This is a genomic window from Ruegeria conchae (assembly GCF_000192475.1).
Lineage (GTDB): Bacteria > Pseudomonadota > Alphaproteobacteria > Rhodobacterales > Rhodobacteraceae > Ruegeria > Ruegeria conchae.
Genome location: NZ_AEYW01000013.1, coordinates 161,176 through 177,212, shown reverse-complemented (window position 1 = coordinate 177,212; position 16,037 = coordinate 161,176). Strand labels below are relative to the sequence as shown.

The following is a 16,037-nucleotide window of genomic DNA, read 5'->3' as shown; positions in this document are numbered from 1 at the left end:
TTTAGCCGCGTGGTTCCAGTTGGTTCAGCCAATCAAAATCCCTTACGCTGATCAGTCCTGATATGATGATGCCTGCAATGATCGCCCACAGAACCACTGATATCCCGGTCGTGATCCACAGCTTCTTCTTCATGTGATGAACTTCTGGCGCACCGGCATGGGTTCCCGGAACAATATCGCCCAGATCACCCTGTGTTTTGATGCGAACCGGCAGGACCACAAGCAGGGTCATAAACCAGATGACTGCGAATAGAACAAAAGCTGCGGTGATGGTCATAGGCGTTAAACCTGTTCCAGCTCGACCAGGCAGCCGTTGAAGTCTTTTGGATGCAGGAAAAGAACTGGTTTGCCGTGGGCACCGATTTTGGGCTCACCCGAGCCTAAAACCCGCGCCCCTGTCTCTTTCAGATGATCGCGGGCCGCGATAATGTCTTCGACCTCGTAGCAGACATGATGGATACCACCTGAAGGGTTCTTTTCCAAAAACCCATTGATAGGGCTGTTCTCACCCAATGGATACAAGAGTTCAATCTTGGTGTTGGGCAATTCGATGAACACCACTGTGACCCCATGATCTGGTTCATCTTGAGGTGCGCCGACCTTCGCACCCAGCGCATTGCGATACTGGGCCGAGGCAGCCTCGAGGTCGGGAACAGCGATGGCAACGTGGTTCAGGCGACCGATCATTGGACTCTCCTTCATTCTGCGCTGCGGCGGTTATGGGGGTTGTCCGGCTAAAGGGCAAGTGCGCTAAAACGCGCGTTAACCCTGTATTAGCCAGAAGTTCCTAGCGTGAGATATCTGCTAATCAGGAGTTCTGCCATGGACGATTCGGAACCTTTCGCTTCTCCGGCGTTGCCAACCAAGATTCGGCCACTATTGGGCCAAACCATCCTAGTGGTCGAAGACAGCCGCTATGCTTGCGACGCGATACGCTTGATGTGCTTGCACAGCGGAGCGCGTATTCGGCGGGCGGATTGCCTGCAATCGGCGCGGCGGCATTTGCAGATCTACCGACCTTCGGTCCTGATTGTTGATATGGGTCTTCCCGATGGTTCGGGCGCAGATCTGATTGCCGAGTTGACCCATGCAGTTCCCCGAATCGGCGTCATTCTGGGGTTGTCCGGCGATGACAACGCCCAATCACTTGCCCTGCGTGCAGGAGCGGATGGCTTTCTGGCCAAACCCCTCAAATCGGTTGCTTATTTCCAGAAAACAATTCTTGCGCTCTTGCCGGAAGACCGGCGCCCCAGTGACCTCGGCACGGTCAAAGACGATATCATTCACCCGGACCCGTTGGCGTATCAGGACGACATGGCCCATATCGCCGATGTGCTCACCGGGCCGACGGACCAACGCACGCTAAACTATGCCACGCAGTTTCTGCAAAGCGTTGCGCGAGATGCGAATGACACAACGCTTGCAGAGGCGGTGCATGAGCTTGCCCGGTCGCAATCCAAAGGTGCCCCGACGACAGCAGAGACGGCAAGAGTCGCAGGCCTTGTGCAAGACCGCCTGGAACGCCAGGAGGCAATCTGACGTGCTGACTGCCTACTTCTTAACGGCCTCGATCCTGAGTGTGTGGTTCTATCGCCGGACACGAATCACCGCTAAAACCATCCGCCGCAAGCGACGAAACCATGGAAGCCCGTTTGACTGAACCGTGGCAGGCACTTCTACAATACGCAACCAATCTCGCAATCATCGCTGCGTGTTTCGGTCTTTGCCACCAGCAAGACAAAACCTCCCGCACACGGCGAGCGGTTGGCTTTAGTCCTGTGGAATGATCCTTAGACCCAACTCCATCAGCTGATCCGATGTCGGATCAGAGGGAGCATCCATCATCAGATCTTCGGCGCGCTGGTTCATCGGGAACATCATGACCTCACGAATGTTGGCCTCATCCGCCAACAGCATCACGATCCGGTCGATACCAGCCGCGCAGCCACCGTGCGGCGGCGCGCCGTAGTGGAATGCGTTGAACAAAGCGCCAAAGCGAGATTTGACTTCGTCTTCGCCGTACCCTGCCAGTTCAAAGGCCTTCAACATGATCTCGGGCTTGTGGTTCCGGATCGCACCCGACACCAACTCGTAGCCGTTGCAGGCCAGATCATACTGATACCCACGTACGTCCAGAGGGTTGCCCTGCAAAGCTTCCATTCCGCCCTGCGGCATCGAGAACGGGTTGTGTTCAAAATCAATGGCGCCGGTTTCTTCATCCTGCTCGTAGATCGGGAAGTCCACGATCCAGGCAAAGGCAAAACGGTCTTTTTCAGTCAGACCAAGCTCTTCGCCAATCACATCCCGCGCTTTGCCAGCGACCTTTTCAAAGGCCTTCGGTTTACCGCCCAAGAAGAACGCCGCATCACCGACGCCCAGACCCAATTGCTGACGGATTGCCTCGGTGCGTTCGGGGCCGATGTTCTTGGCCAGCGGACCTGCGGCTTCCATACCTTCGCCCTGATCCCGCCAGAAAATGTAACCCATACCGGGCAGACCTTCTTTCTGGGCAAAGGCATTCATACGGTCACAGAACTTGCGGCTACCACCACTTGGTGCAGGAATGGCGCGGATTTCAGTGCCTTCCTGCTCCAACAGCTTCGCGAATATCGCGAAGCCAGACCCGCGGAAGTGGTCAGAGACCACTTGCATTTTAATAGGATTGCGTAGGTCGGGCTTGTCGGTGCCGTACCACAGGGCCGAGTCCTTGTAGGAGATTTGCGGCCACTCCTGATCGACCTTGCGACCGCCGCCGAACTCTTCGAACACACCGGTCAGAACGGGCTGGATGGTGTCGAACACATCCTGCTGCTCGACAAACGACATCTCGAGGTCAAGCTGGTAAAAATCGGTCGGCGAACGGTCAGCACGCGGGTCTTCGTCGCGGAAGCAGGGTGCGATCTGGAAATATTTGTCGAAACCCGACACCATGATCAGCTGTTTGAACTGCTGCGGTGCCTGTGGCAGAGCGTAGAACTTGCCCGGATGCAAACGCGACGGCACCAAGAAGTCGCGTGCGCCTTCTGGCGACGAGGCTGTAATGATCGGCGTCTGATATTCACGAAAGCCCTGATCCCACATGCGGCGGCGCATGGATGCAACAACGTCCGAGCGCAGGGTCATGTTCTGCTGCATCGCCTCGCGCCGCAAGTCGAGGTAACGATAGCGCAGACGCGTTTCCTCTGGGTATTCCTGATCGCCGAACACCATCAACGGCAGTTCATCGGCAGCGCCCAGAACTTCCAGCTCGCGCACGTAAACCTCGATTTCGCCTGTTGGCAATTTCGGGTTAACGAGATCAGCGTCGCGGGCTTTGACAGTACCGTCGATGCGGATACACCATTCGGACCGCACCTTCTCAAGCTCAGCAAATGCCGCACTGTCGCCATCGCACAGAACCTGAGTCACACCGAAATGGTCGCGCAGGTCGATAAACAGCACGCCGCCGTGATCTCGGACACGATGCACCCAACCGGACAGGCGGACGGTTTCACCGACATTGGCGGCGGTCAGAGCGGCGCAGGTGTGGCTGCGATAGGCGTGCATGGATCATATCCCTTCGGGCGCAGAATTCGTCGCGCCGATACACCCCTTTGGGCTAGGAAAGTCAAGGCGGGTCGCGCCGTCAAAACGGCCTTTGCACGTTGCCCGAGTAGAAATAGACACCAAGCCCAGCCGCAAAGATAATATTGCCGGCAATTGCATGTAGAAGAACAGCGTAGAAGAATGACCCTCGCTTGCGATAGGCCCAGGTGAACAGAAGGCCCCCGGCGAAGGTCATGATCGCGACGACCCAGCTCCAATACATCAGGTGCGCAAGCGAAAACAGCCCGGCGTTCAGCAGATAGGCCGCGCGCTCTTGGGGCAAGATCGAATGATAGCGCCGGAAAAAGAGAGAGCGGAACAGCAGCTCTTGCGGCAGAGCGGACAACAACGGATAGCCGATCCAAATGAATATCAGCATCTCCGGGCGATACAGCAGCAGAGCAAAGGCTGCATCTGGTCGTGCCCACAATACTAGGGCGGAACAGAAGGCAGCCATGAACAGGGCAAATGCAACGACTTCCGTCCACGACCAATTTCGCCAACCATATCGAAGCTCGGCCCAAGAGAATCCGGGCGTATCCTGCAGCAGCAAAATGCCGAGGCCGGTAAACGCAAAGAGAGAAGGAAACATCCAGCTAGGCGGGAACAAAGTCGCGATCAGGACCGGGACGGCGACATAGAATAGTATGAACTCGATCCTGAGGCGTTGGTTGGTTGCTGGGGTTTCCACCCACTCGGTGTTTTTGCTCAAAGTGCTACAAGCTCCGCCCGGATCAGCCCCCGCAGGGAATTTCCAAAGTAGATAGATTGTGCGTTTTGAAGATCGGTCAAGGTCAGAACAGCTTCGCTAACTTGTTTATTATCCAACAATTCCTCTCGCAGAATACCCGGAAGCAAACCGCAATACAGAGAAGGCGTCAGTTGTCTTCCATCGGGCATGGTCAGGAACAGGTTCGTGATTGTACCTTCGCAAAGCTCCTCCCGTTCGTTGAGAAATAGCAGTTCGTCAACACCCTGCAGCAGCTCTGCCCGCGCCTTGTCATATACGGCCCGACGGGTCGTTTTGTGGCGCAACCAGATATCCGACGATGACAACCTCCGATCCGCCAGACCCACACGCCAGACCGATGGGTTGGCTGCAAGTTCCCCGATTGTCAGCTCAAAATTACCACGTGCGTCCAGCGTCAGGCGGCAGCGCATCGAGGTTTCCCGCGATGCATTCTCCAAAGTTTGATGGGCAGAGGCACGGTCAAACGCTATCCCCAACTTCTCAGCTGTGCGGGCCATGCGGGACAGATGGCGGTCGAGACGAACAAACCCTTGCCCCGGCCGGAACGCCAGAGTTTCGATCAGACGGAAATCAGGCTCAGTTGGTGGGCGAAGCGGGCTTTCCATAGCGCCTCCTCATATTCTGAAGGGGCAGTGCTGTCCCAGACCAGCCCACCGCCGACGTTCAGGGTCGCTTTGTCGTCTTCAACCATAAGAGTGCGGATGGCCACGTTGAATTCAGATCGCCCATCCGGTGCTGCCCAGCCAATGGTGCCGCAATAGGCATCGCGGGGCCACGGCTCAAGATCAGACAGGATTTCCATCGCCCTGATCTTAGGTGCCCCGGTGATCGAGCCGCACGGGAAGAGGGCCGTCAGAATATCCGACAACCCGACGCCAACATGCAATTGCGCCTGCACCAGCGAGACCATCTGGTGCACGGTTGCATAGGTCTCGACCTTGAACAGCTCGGGCACTTTTACCGACCCGGCCAAAGCCACCCGGCTGATATCGTTGCGTAACAGATCAACGATCATCAGATTCTCAGCCCGGTTCTTTCCGTCTGACGACAAGAAAACGCGGCGGCGTTCGTCTTCGACCGGGTCTTCGCTGCGCGGTTGGGTGCCCTTCATCGGGCGCGTTTCGATCCGACCTTCGGCATCGGTGCGGAAGAACAGTTCAGGAGATCGGCTCAGCAAGTCGGGCAAGCCATCCTGCTGGACCATTGCGCCATGACCAACAGGCTGGCCCGCCGCCAGCGTAGCGTAAAGCGCGGCGCTGTCTCCGGTCACTTCAAGGTCTATCGGGAAAGTGAGATTAGCTTGATAGATGTCCCCAGCACCGATGGCGTCATGCACCAATCGAAAGGCTTGGGTGTAGCGCGCTTCGTCCCAACGAGGTTCAAACTCGGTGATACCCCCAATATTTTGTAACAGGCCAACGCGATCCGGTTCATCAAACACCCCGAAACACAACAACGGCAGGCGACGACCTGCTGGCAATCGATCCGTGAGCCTTGGCTCCAGGACATAGCCAAGTTCGTAACTTGCGTATCCTGCCAGCCAAGCCCCATCCGCGCGCACCTGATCAAGCGCCGCCAGAGCCTGGGGCACCTCCTCCGCGTTGTCCGCGCGGATGATCCGGATTGGACTGTCGAACCGAGTTCCACGCCCGGCTGGTCCTTGATCGAAACGAATACGCAATTGCATCCTCATTTGCCGTGCTGCGCGGTATAGAGAATAGCGCGCCGAGGGAAAGAGGGGAAAGCGGCAATTTCAAACCCATTTCCGATACCTCTTGCACCTTTTCGCGCGGTCCCTATAACGCAGGACAATTTGGGCGCTGGGGCGGTGCCCTGACTCGCGGACAATCGAAGGAACAAGGCCATGCCGAGAAGAACCGACATCCAGTCGATCATGATCATCGGGGCGGGGCCCATTGTTATCGGTCAGGCGTGCGAGTTTGATTATTCCGGTGCACAGGCTTGCAAGGCTCTGCGCGAAGAAGGCTACCGCGTTATCCTGGTGAACTCGAACCCGGCCACGATCATGACCGACCCCGGTCTGGCCGATGCGACCTATATCGAACCGATCACGCCCGAGGTTGTCGCCAAGATCATCGAAAAAGAACGCCCCGATGCCCTGCTGCCCACAATGGGTGGACAGACCGGCCTGAACACTTCGTTGGCACTGGAAGAGATGGGCGTGCTGGACGAGTTCGGTGTCGAGATGATTGGCGCCAAACGCGACGCCATTGAAATGGCCGAAGACCGTGCTCTGTTCCGCGAAGCAATGGACCGGCTGGGTATCGAAAACCCCAAGGCCGAAATCGTGACCGCGCCCAAGGATGAGGACGGCAAGAAGGACCTCGACGCGGGCGTGGCGCTGGCGCTGGACACGCTTGAAACCGTGGGCCTGCCCGCCATCATTCGCCCCGCTTTCACGTTGGGCGGCACCGGCGGTGGTGTGGCGTATAACCGCGAGGACTACATCCATATTTGCCGCTCGGGCATGGATGCCTCGCCCGTGGGTCAGATCCTGATCGACGAAAGCCTGCTGGGCTGGAAAGAATATGAGATGGAGGTGGTGCGCGACACCGCCGACAACGCCATTATCGTCTGTTCCATCGAAAACGTCGATCCGATGGGCGTGCACACAGGTGACTCGATCACAGTGGCCCCTGCCCTGACGCTTACCGACAAAGAATACCAGATCATGCGCAATCACTCGATTGCCGTGCTGCGTGAAATCGGCGTCGAAACGGGCGGCTCGAACGTGCAATGGGCGATTAACCCGGATGACGGCCGCATGGTCGTGATCGAGATGAACCCCCGCGTTTCCCGGTCGTCCGCGCTGGCATCGAAAGCGACGGGTTTCCCGATTGCAAAGATCGCCGCGAAACTGGCCGTGGGCTATACGCTGGACGAATTGGACAACGACATCACCAAAGTCACACCGGCCTCGTTCGAGCCGACCATCGACTATGTCGTCACCAAGATCCCGAAATTCGCCTTTGAAAAATTCCCAGGTTCTGAGCCCTACCTGACCACTGCAATGAAATCGGTGGGCGAGGCCATGTCGATCGGCCGCACGATCCACGAATCGATGCAGAAGGCCCTGGCGTCGATGGAGTCGGGTCTGACCGGCTTTGATGAGATTGAAATCCCCGGCCTGAATGTAGGTGTTTGGGAAGAAGCCGACGACAAAGCTGCCGTGATCAAGGCAATCAGCCAGCAGACCCCAGATCGTCTGCGCACCATTGCCCAGGCGATGCGCCACGGCCTGACTGATGATGAGATTTTCGGCGTTACCAAGTTTGACCCATGGTTCCTAGCTCGCATCCGCGAGATTATCGACGCCGAGCGTCAAGTTCGTAAAGACGGCCTGCCGGTGACCGAGGACGGTATCCGCAAGCTGAAAATGCTGGGCTTCACGGATGCGCGCCTCGGCAATCTGACCGGCCGCGACGAAGACAATGTTCGCCGCGCCCGCCGCAATCTGGGTGTGAATGCTGTCTTCAAACGCATCGACACCTGCGCCGCTGAGTTCGAAGCGCAGACACCCTACATGTACTCGACCTACGAGGCCCCCATGATGGGTGAGGTTGAGTGCGAGGCGCGCCCGAGCGACCGCAAAAAGGTCGTCATCCTTGGTGGTGGTCCGAACCGGATCGGCCAGGGGATCGAGTTCGATTATTGCTGCTGCCACGCCTGTTTCGCTCTGACCGAAGCGGGCTATGAGACCATCATGATCAACTGCAACCCCGAGACGGTTTCAACCGATTATGACACCTCTGACCGGCTGTATTTCGAGCCGTTGACCTTCGAGCACGTCATGGAAATCCTGACAAAAGAACAGGAAAGCGGCACGCTGCACGGTGTGATCGTTCAGTTCGGCGGACAGACCCCGCTGAAACTGGCCAACGCGCTTGAAGCTGAAGGCATTCCGATCCTTGGCACCACTCCAGACGCCATCGACCTTGCCGAAGACCGCGAGCGGTTCCAGGCGTTGGTCAACGATCTGGGCCTGAAACAGCCGAAGAACGGCATTGCTTCGACTGATGAGCAAGCGCTGGAGATTGCCGAAGAGATCGGATTCCCGCTGGTGATCCGCCCGTCCTACGTTCTGGGTGGTCGCGCGATGGAAATCGTGCGCGATATGGATCAGCTGCGGCGCTACATCAACGAGGCCGTGGTCGTCTCGGGCGACAGTCCTGTGCTGTTGGACAGCTATCTGGCCGGTGCGGTCGAACTGGATGTGGACGCGCTGTGCGATGGCACCGACGTGCACGTCGCAGGCATCATGCAGCACATCGAAGAGGCTGGCGTCCACTCGGGCGACTCGGCTTGTTCTCTGCCGCCATATTCGCTGTCCGACGAGATCATCGAGCAGATCAAAGAACAGGCGTTTAAACTGGCCAAGGCGCTGAATGTCGTCGGCCTTATGAACGTCCAGTTCGCGATCAAGGATGATGAGATTTACCTGATCGAAGTGAACCCCCGCGCCTCGCGTACCGTGCCCTTTGTAGCTAAGGCGACGGACAGCGCGATTGCATCGATTGCCGCACGCGTAATGGCAGGTGAAAAACTGGCGGATTTCCCCAAACGCCCACCTTACAAGACAGTAGACGACACCAAGATCGCCGACCAGATGACTCTGGCCGACCCGAACATGCCCTGGTTCTCGGTCAAAGAGGCGGTACTGCCCTTTGCCCGTTTCCCCGGCGTCGATACGATACTCGGCCCCGAGATGCGTTCAACCGGAGAGGTCATGGGCTGGGACCGCGACTTCCCACGCGCTTTCCTGAAGGCGCAAATGGGGGCGGGTATGGTGCTGCCATCTTCGGGTCGTGCGTTTATTTCGATCAAGGATGCAGACAAGGGTCATGCAATGCTTGAGGCCGCTCAGGTTTTGACACAGCAGGGCTTTTCGCTTGTCGCAACACGCGGCACGCAAAGCTGGCTTGAAGAACAAGGCGTTGCCTGCGAAGTAGTCAACAAGGTCTATGAGGGCCGACCCGACGTCGTCGACATGCTGAAAGACGGTCAGGTTCAACTGCTCATGAACACAACCGAAGGCGCGCAAGCGGTCGAGGACAGCAAGGCCATCCGCTCTATCGCGCTCTATGACAAGATCCCTTACTACACCACCGCCGCCGCAAGCCACGCTGCAGCGCTGGCAATAAAGGCGCAGGCCGAAGAGGATGTTGAAGTGAAGTCGCTACAGGGCTAAATCCTGGTAGAACCTCTTGCGATTTGACCCCGGCTCAGGCTGGGGTCTTTCATTTTTACTTCCCCTTTGCATCAGGCCTCCACATGATGATGACAAAGGGGGACTGCTTATGGATCTCTATACGACATACGGAAGTAATGACTTACCACGGGCGATCCGTTTTTTTGATGCGATCTTTGCGGTTCTCGAACAACCACGCCTGCCCGGATGGATCGATGGCTGGGCCGGATGGGGCACCGATCCCCACAGTGGGACTGGTTTTTGGGTCTGCAGGCCGTTTGATGGAGCCCCCGCCAGTACCGGCAATGGCACGATGATCGCCTTCCCAGCGCAAAACGCCAATCAGGTCCGGCGGTTCCATGCCACTGGTCTGGAAAACGGCGGCACAGACGAAGGAAAGCCAGGCGTGCGACCCCACTACGAGCCCGGTTTCTATGTGGCCTATCTGCGTGATCCTGATGGCAACAAGCTATCCTGTTTTTATTACCATTATGATCCCGAAAAGGATGCCGGCAGCTGATCAGCCGGCAGCCAGACGTCGCTTTTCTTCACGGTTGAAAAACAACATGTAGAAAACCGGCGCAGCAACCATGGTCAGGATGGTGGCAAAGGCCAGACCGCCCATGATCGTGACCGCCATCGACACAAAGAACGCATCCGTCAGCAGTGGAGCCATCCCCAGAATCGTCGTGATCGCCGCCAACATCACCGGGCGCAGACGCGAGACCGAGGCCTCGACAATCGCGGGACGCAGGGCTTTGCCTGTGGCGCGAACCAGATCGATTTCTTCCACCAGTACGATGCCATTCTTGATCAGCATTCCTGACAAGCTGAGCAGCCCCAAAAGCGCTGTAAAGGTGAATGGCAGACCCGTTCCAAGCAGACCGATAACCACTCCATTGACGGACATCGGGACCAAAAGCCAGATGATGACCGGTTGCCTGATCGCGTTGAACAGCAGCACCGAGATTAGCACCATGATCAGCAAGCTCAGCGGCAATTGCCGCCCTAGGCTGGCCTGCGCATCGCCCGAGTCTTCAAACTCTCCGCCCCATTCCATGCTGTAGCCAATGGGCAGTTCCATCTCTTCAATGGCGCTTCGCACTTCGGAGTGGACTTGTGCGGCGGTCATGTCAGGAGGGATATCCGCGCCAACCGTGATGGTCAGCACTCGGTCACGGCGATGAACCAAGGTATTGAGCGCTTTGTAGTCGAACCCGTCCACCATCTGTTCAATCGGCACGAACCGTTCCGATTGATCGGAATAAACCACCTGATCGACAATCGAATAGTCCCCATCTGCCGGACGGCGCAGGATGATCGGGATCTGGCGGTCACGTTCGCGCAGAACACCGCCGGTAATCCCATCGGTCGAAAACTGCAGCGTGGCGGCAATATCTTCTCGCGACACACCTGCCGTTTGCGCCCGTTCTGTCGCATAGATTGGCTGCACAGCCAGTTCCTGCTCGCGCCAATCGTGATGCACATGCAGCGCATTCGGGGAGGCCGCTGACATTTTTTGCACGGCTTCTTCGGCCAATTGGCGCAGAATAACCGGATCACTGCCCGAGAACCGCGCCTGGATCGGATCACCTCCGCCCGGGCCAAAGATCAGACGCTTGGTTCGGAACTCTCCTTCGGGGAATTGGGCTGAGCCGAATGCTTCGAGATCTGCCTGCAAGGCGGGGATATCGTCGAGCGTTTCGGTGCGAATGATCATGTGGCCATAGCTTGGGTTGGGCTTCTCGGCGGCGTAGGTCAGCATAAAACGCGTGGCCCCCTGCCCTACAAACGTGGCGACTGAGACGACGTCATCACGTTCAGCCAACCAATCCTCAAACACAGCCATATCTTCCGCCGTACGGGCAATCGGCGTGCCTTGCGGCAGTTTGTAGTGCACGAAGAACAGCGGCGTGTTTGAGTTGGGGAAGAACTGCTGTTTCATTAGGCCGAACCCTGCGAAGCAAGCGACCGTGATCGCTATCAATCCTGCCACTACCAGCCAACGGAACCGCAGCGCCCAGTTCAGGACTGCTCCGTAGACGCGGAACAGAAATCCGCCATAGGCATCAATCTCACCTTCTTTGCCCTGCTTGAAGAAATAGTGGCCGAGCAAAGGTGTCACTGTGATTGCCAGAACCCAGCTAAGCAAAAGTGAGATGCCGATCACGGCGAATAGCGAGAACAGGAACTCCCCGGTCGCATCGGGGCTGAGCCCGATCCCCGCGAAGGCCATAATCCCGATCACCGTCGCGCCCAGCAGCGGGATTTGCGTTTTCGAGGCCACATCTTCTGCCGCATCACGAGAGCTTTTGCCCCGCAACATCGAGATCTGCATCCCTTCGGCCACAACGATGGCATTATCGACCAACATTCCCATCGCGATGATCAAAGCACCCAGCGATATGCGCTCCATCTCGATCGAGAACATCGACATGAACAGTAGCGTTCCGACAACGGTCAGCAGCAGGGTCGAACCCACAACAATGGCGGCGCGCCAGCCCATGAAAATGCCCAGAACCGCAACCACGATGCTGACCGACATGGCGAGGTTCAGCAGGAAGGCGTTCGAGGCCTCATCGACCACAACATGCTGCTGATAGATGGGCAGGATTTTGACACCAAAGGGAATTTCCGAATCCAGTTCCGCCAGTTTGGCATCCGCGCGCTGGCCGACCTCGACGATGTTTTCGGTGGCCAGTCCGGCTATGCCCAGCGTGAACGCCTCGGTCCCGTTGAAGCGGATCATGATGTCGGGATCGTTCTGCCGCCCGCGATAGACATCGGACATGTCAAACAGGTTGATCACTTGCCCCTGCGAACCGACCGACAGCCCGGCGATGGCCGACACGCTGTCCGAGCCTTCGGCAGTCAGGATCGTCGTCCGGTCACCTTCCGACCGCAATGAGCCCGAGGCGTTGACCGAATCCGCGTTTGCAATTGCCTCATTGATCGCCTGTAAGGGCACGTTCTGATTGACCGAGATCGAGAGGTCGGGTTCGATGAAAATCGCTTCGTCCGGCAAGCCCTGCACCTCGACATCAGCGACTCCGCTCACAGTCAGCAATTCGCGGCGTAGAAATGTCGCAAGCTCGTGTTTCTCGGCGTCCGAAAACCCATCCGCTGTGACCGCATAGAACAGTCCAAATACATCCCCGAACCCGTCATTCACGTAGGGCGCACCCACCCCCGAAGGCAGTCCGCGCGCGGCATCACGCACTTTTGCGCGTAGGCGGGTCCAGATGTCCGGCAATTCGCTGCCGTCATAGGTTGACTTTATCTCGACCTCGATCAGCGATTGGCCGGGCCGATTGACCGAAGTGATGACGTCCACCTCGCCCATCTGCTGTATCGCGGATTCCAGCGGTTCCGAGACCTCTAGCGCCACCTGTTCAGCAGTCGCACCGGGATATTGCGTGGCGATCACCGCCTGTTTGATTGTGAAAGCCGGGTCTTCAAGGCGACCCAGCGACGTGAAGCCCCAGATGCCGCCGAACAAGGCAATCAGGATGAACAGCCACGTATAAAGCGGCCGGTCGATCGAAGCGCGTGCGATGCTCATGAAACCGCCCTCAGTTCGAGAAGCCGACAAAGCGGCGGACGGTTTGACCTTCGGTCAATGCACCCCCACCCGCGACGACGATTTCTTCGCCATCGGTCAGGCCGGTGAGCACGCGGACATCGCCGCTCTGCGTTGGTTCGATCGTAACTGGAACCCGGCGGACCGTGCCTTCGTCGGCGCCAACCGGCGAGAAAACCATAACGCCCAGCGCGCCGCTGGCATCAGCTACTATAGCCGTTGGTGGGATGATGATCCCGGTACGCTCATCCTGCACCTGCACCGTAACCGTGACGGAGGAGCCGGGTAGAATTTGCAACCCCTCTGGCGGGGTCAAACCAAACTGGATGCGGAACGTCTGGCCCACGCTTGAGGATTCGGCATCGAATTCTCGTATCTCCAGCGGAAAAATCTCGTCGCTGACCGGGAACTTGGCGGTAATCGTGATATCATCCTGCTGCCCGGAGCGCTGAAACAGGATTTCAGGCACATCAACCTCAATCCGCAGTTCAGACATATCGTGGAGTCGCACGATGGGGGTGCCCGCTGAAACAGTCGTAAACGCTTCAACAGCGCGGCTTGAGACCAGCGCGTCAAAGGGAGCCGTCAGAGTTGCGTGCTCTAACGCGTACTCGGCGTCCCGTACGGCAATCGCAGCCAATTGCGCCGCTGTTTCGGCATCGTCAACAGCCACTTGGCTGGCTGCCGTTCCACGCAGTCGAGACAGACGGGCAAGGGTGCGGTCCGCCTGATCTTTCTGCAGGCGCGTGCGGTCAAACTGCAGCTCAAACGGTTCCTGATCGAGACGGGCAATCAGTTCACCTTTGGGGATAACAAAACCTTCGGTCACAGGCATCTCGACGATCTGCCCCGCGACCTGAAATGCCAGATCAACGGTCTGACGCGCGGCGATCCGACCAAAGAACTGGCGCGAAAAGCCGGGTGAAGTTTCGCTGACCTGCATCAGTTTCACAGGCTTTGCAGGCTCTTGCGCCATAGCTGGGGCAGTCAACAAGGACAGTGCGAGGCAAACAGAGGTCAGAAGTTTCATTTCTTCAATCCCTCGGGAATTCCGGTTTTCAGAATATTATCGCGGATTTTGCGCGCCAGTCGGGCAAATTCAGCGGTTTCTTCGGCGTTCAGGCCAGAGGCGCTGCGAAACAGTTCTCCGGCCACGGCCACCAGCATATTGCGGGCCTCTTCGCCTTGTTCGGTCAGGACCAAAAGCCAGGCGCGGCGATCTTCCGGGTCACGCTGACGGGTCAGATAGCCTGCCTGTTCTAACGCGTCCGCAGTCGCAGTGATCGTAGACGGAACGGTCAGCATATCTGCCGCCAACACCCCCATACGTTTGGGCGCATCCAGCTTGATCAGCATATGACATTCCTGATGGCTCAGGTCCGTTTCGATGCAATCAAAGCTCTCTTCCAGTTTCCAATAAAGCGCATAGACCCCCATCATCGCCTGAATCTCAGGGCTGAGGCGGCCTAGTCGGGTGCTGATTTCGTCAGACATGGGTCTCTTCCATCCGAATCGCGGCGAAATATACTTCGAATAATGAACTATTCAAGTTCTGAAGCGGCCGCGTGTGCATTCCCTTGGGTCAACACATCTTGATCAAAACCAGTGGGGACTGCATTTTGTGCAGATCATGAACTCAGGATCAGCCATGTACACTCCTGCCATCACCGGTACCGGCGTCTATACGCCCGAGAACATCATCACCAACGCCGAACTGGTGAAAGCATTCAATGCCTATGCTGACCGGATGAACGCCGAAAATGCGGATGCGATTGCAGCGGGAGAGATGGAACCGATGCAGCATTCCTCGGAAGAATTCATCGTCAAAGCATCGGGGATTGAAAACCGGTATGTGATGGATAAGACCGGCGTTCTGAACCCCGAGATCATGCATCCCGCGCTGCGCCAGCGCAGCGACGACGAACCTGGGATCATGACCGAGATGGCCGTGGATGCGTGCCGCAAGGCCCTAGCTCAGGCAGGGCGCGATGCCGAGCATGTCGATCTGGTGATCTGCGCCGCCTCGAACCACGAACGCGCCTACCCGGCGATTGCAATCGAGATTCAACAGGCACTTGGGATCGAAGGGTTCGGGTTTGACATGAACGTGGCCTGTTCCTCGGCCACCTTCGGCATACAGGCAGCGGCTGATATGGTGCGTTCGGGATCGGTACGTGCGGCGCTGGTGGTGAACCCCGAGATTTGCTCGGGCCATCTGGAGTGGCGCGACCGGGATTGCCACTTCATCTTTGGTGATGTGGCCACAGCAACATTGGTCGAACGCCGTGACAATGCAAATGGCCCGCATTTCGAGATCATCTCGACCCGCTGCGCTACATCATTTTCCAACAACATCCGGAACAATAACGGCTTCCTTCGCCGCTCTCGTCCAGATGGGGTTCAGGATCGCCGCGACATGCAGTTTATGCAGAACGGGCGTAAAGTGTTCAAGGAAGTGCTGCCTATGGTCAGCAAACATATCAGCGACCATATGGAGGCCGAGGGTATCAGCAGCGATAACCTCAAGCGTCTTTGGCTGCATCAGGCCAACAAGACTATGAATGATTTCATCGGCAAAAAGGTTCTGGGCCGTGAACCTGAGGCGGAAGAGCAACCTAATATTCTGCAAGACTATGCCAACACATCCTCGGCAGGATCGATCATTGCTTTTTCAAAACACTCCGATGATCTGAGTGACGGCGATGTGGGGCTAATCTGCTCATTTGGCGCTGGGTATTCCGTAGGATCGGTGATTGTGAAGCGGCACCAATAAACGGCATATATTCATTTCTTTGCCTACCCGTTCCTTTCGGCCTGCATCGTTTCAGCCCGAAATTGTTGCTTGAAAATTTCTTCAGATAAGCCCCACCGATCCTTCATCTTCGATCAACACTTCATACACGGGTGCCCCG

Annotated in this window: 13 protein-coding genes; 4 read left to right on the top strand and 9 right to left on the bottom strand. The window is 57.3% G+C overall.

Annotated elements, in window-relative coordinates; all coding sequences use genetic code 11:
- Position 1 precedes the first annotated feature (1 nt).
- Entirely contained in the window at positions 2-277 is a 276-nt protein-coding gene (locus G7G_RS0112775) for a DUF1467 family protein (protein WP_010441822.1), read from the bottom strand.
- A 5-nt stretch (positions 278-282) separates the two neighbouring features.
- The gene (gene mce, locus G7G_RS0112770; RefSeq protein WP_010441821.1) at positions 283-687 is read right to left on the bottom strand and encodes a methylmalonyl-CoA epimerase; all 405 of its coding nucleotides are present in this window, start codon (positions 685-687) and stop codon (positions 283-285) included.
- Between the two features lie 135 nt (positions 688-822).
- On the opposite strand from mce, the gene G7G_RS0112765 reads away from it, so the two are divergent.
- Complete coding sequence (locus tag G7G_RS0112765; protein ID WP_010441820.1) at positions 823-1,539, top strand: response regulator; 717 nt, start codon at positions 823-825, stop codon at positions 1,537-1,539.
- Between the two features lie 231 nt (positions 1,540-1,770).
- On the opposite strand, the gene aspS is transcribed toward G7G_RS0112765, so the two are convergent.
- The 4 genes from aspS to G7G_RS0112745 form a co-directional block, all read right to left on the bottom strand.
- On the bottom strand, positions 1,771-3,546 hold the full coding sequence (aspS, locus tag G7G_RS0112760; protein WP_010441819.1) for an aspartate--tRNA ligase: 1,776 nt from the start codon (positions 3,544-3,546) through the stop codon (positions 1,771-1,773).
- Positions 3,547-3,625: 79 nt separating this feature from the next.
- Positions 3,626-4,276, bottom strand: coding sequence for a CPBP family intramembrane glutamic endopeptidase (locus G7G_RS0112755; RefSeq protein ID WP_238528796.1), 651 nt, complete (start codon positions 4,274-4,276; stop codon positions 3,626-3,628).
- A gap of 17 nt (positions 4,277-4,293) precedes the next feature.
- Positions 4,294-4,941: an aminotransferase class IV family protein gene (locus G7G_RS0112750; protein WP_029621983.1), complete on the bottom strand. Its 648-nt coding sequence runs from the start codon at positions 4,939-4,941 to the stop codon at positions 4,294-4,296.
- On the bottom strand, positions 4,896-6,023 hold the full coding sequence (locus tag G7G_RS0112745; RefSeq protein ID WP_010441816.1) for an aminodeoxychorismate synthase component I: 1,128 nt from the start codon (positions 6,021-6,023) through the stop codon (positions 4,896-4,898). The genes G7G_RS0112750 and G7G_RS0112745 overlap by 46 nt, the downstream gene beginning before the upstream one ends.
- Before the next feature lie 177 nt (positions 6,024-6,200).
- Here G7G_RS0112745 and carB point away from each other — a divergent pair, with 177 nt between their 5' ends.
- Positions 6,201-9,545, top strand: a complete 3,345-nt coding sequence (carB, locus tag G7G_RS0112740) for a carbamoyl-phosphate synthase large subunit (protein WP_010441815.1) — start codon at positions 6,201-6,203, stop codon at positions 9,543-9,545.
- Between the two features lie 109 nt (positions 9,546-9,654).
- On the top strand, positions 9,655-10,065 hold the full coding sequence (locus tag G7G_RS0112735; RefSeq protein ID WP_010441814.1) for a VOC family protein: 411 nt from the start codon (positions 9,655-9,657) through the stop codon (positions 10,063-10,065).
- On the opposite strand, the gene G7G_RS0112730 is transcribed toward G7G_RS0112735, so the two are convergent.
- The 3 genes from G7G_RS0112730 to G7G_RS0112720 are packed head-to-tail and all read right to left on the bottom strand — an operon-like array spanning position 10,066 to position 14,619.
- A complete protein-coding gene (locus G7G_RS0112730) occupies positions 10,066-13,107 on the bottom strand; it encodes an efflux RND transporter permease subunit (RefSeq protein ID WP_010441813.1) in 3,042 nt (1,013 codons plus the stop codon).
- Positions 13,108-13,117: 10 nt separating this feature from the next.
- Positions 13,118-14,155 carry an efflux RND transporter periplasmic adaptor subunit gene (locus tag G7G_RS0112725; protein WP_010441812.1) on the bottom strand — a complete coding sequence of 346 codons (1,038 nt, stop codon included), beginning with the start codon at positions 14,153-14,155 and terminating at the stop codon, positions 13,118-13,120.
- Positions 14,152-14,619, bottom strand: a complete 468-nt coding sequence (locus G7G_RS0112720) for a MarR family winged helix-turn-helix transcriptional regulator (RefSeq protein WP_010441811.1) — start codon at positions 14,617-14,619, stop codon at positions 14,152-14,154. Before G7G_RS0112720 ends, G7G_RS0112725 begins: the two co-directional genes overlap by 4 nt.
- A gap of 154 nt (positions 14,620-14,773) precedes the next feature.
- Here G7G_RS0112720 and G7G_RS0112715 point away from each other — a divergent pair, with 154 nt between their 5' ends.
- Complete coding sequence (locus G7G_RS0112715) at positions 14,774-15,898, top strand: beta-ketoacyl-ACP synthase III (RefSeq protein ID WP_010441810.1); 1,125 nt, start codon at positions 14,774-14,776, stop codon at positions 15,896-15,898.
- The last annotated feature ends 139 nt before the right edge of the window (positions 15,899-16,037 follow it).

Coding starts and splice junctions, on each gene's coding strand:
- G7G_RS0112745 (WP_010441816.1), bottom strand. CDS start 6,023: ATGCAATTGCGTATTCGTTTCGATCAAGGACCAGCCGGGCGTGGAACT.
- G7G_RS0112715 (WP_010441810.1), top strand. CDS start 14,774: ATGTACACTCCTGCCATCACCGGTACCGGCGTCTATACGCCCGAGAAC.
- G7G_RS0112730 (WP_010441813.1), bottom strand. CDS start 13,107: ATGAGCATCGCACGCGCTTCGATCGACCGGCCGCTTTATACGTGGCTG.
- aspS (WP_010441819.1), bottom strand. CDS start 3,546: ATGCACGCCTATCGCAGCCACACCTGCGCCGCTCTGACCGCCGCCAAT.
- mce (WP_010441821.1), bottom strand. CDS start 687: ATGATCGGTCGCCTGAACCACGTTGCCATCGCTGTTCCCGACCTCGAG.
- G7G_RS0112735 (WP_010441814.1), top strand. CDS start 9,655: ATGGATCTCTATACGACATACGGAAGTAATGACTTACCACGGGCGATC.
- carB (WP_010441815.1), top strand. CDS start 6,201: ATGCCGAGAAGAACCGACATCCAGTCGATCATGATCATCGGGGCGGGG.
- G7G_RS0112750 (WP_029621983.1), bottom strand. CDS start 4,941: ATGGAAAGCCCGCTTCGCCCACCAACTGAGCCTGATTTCCGTCTGATC.
- G7G_RS0112765 (WP_010441820.1), top strand. CDS start 823: ATGGACGATTCGGAACCTTTCGCTTCTCCGGCGTTGCCAACCAAGATT.
- G7G_RS0112725 (WP_010441812.1), bottom strand. CDS start 14,155: ATGAAACTTCTGACCTCTGTTTGCCTCGCACTGTCCTTGTTGACTGCC.
- G7G_RS0112720 (WP_010441811.1), bottom strand. CDS start 14,619: ATGTCTGACGAAATCAGCACCCGACTAGGCCGCCTCAGCCCTGAGATT.
- G7G_RS0112775 (WP_010441822.1), bottom strand. CDS start 277: ATGACCATCACCGCAGCTTTTGTTCTATTCGCAGTCATCTGGTTTATG.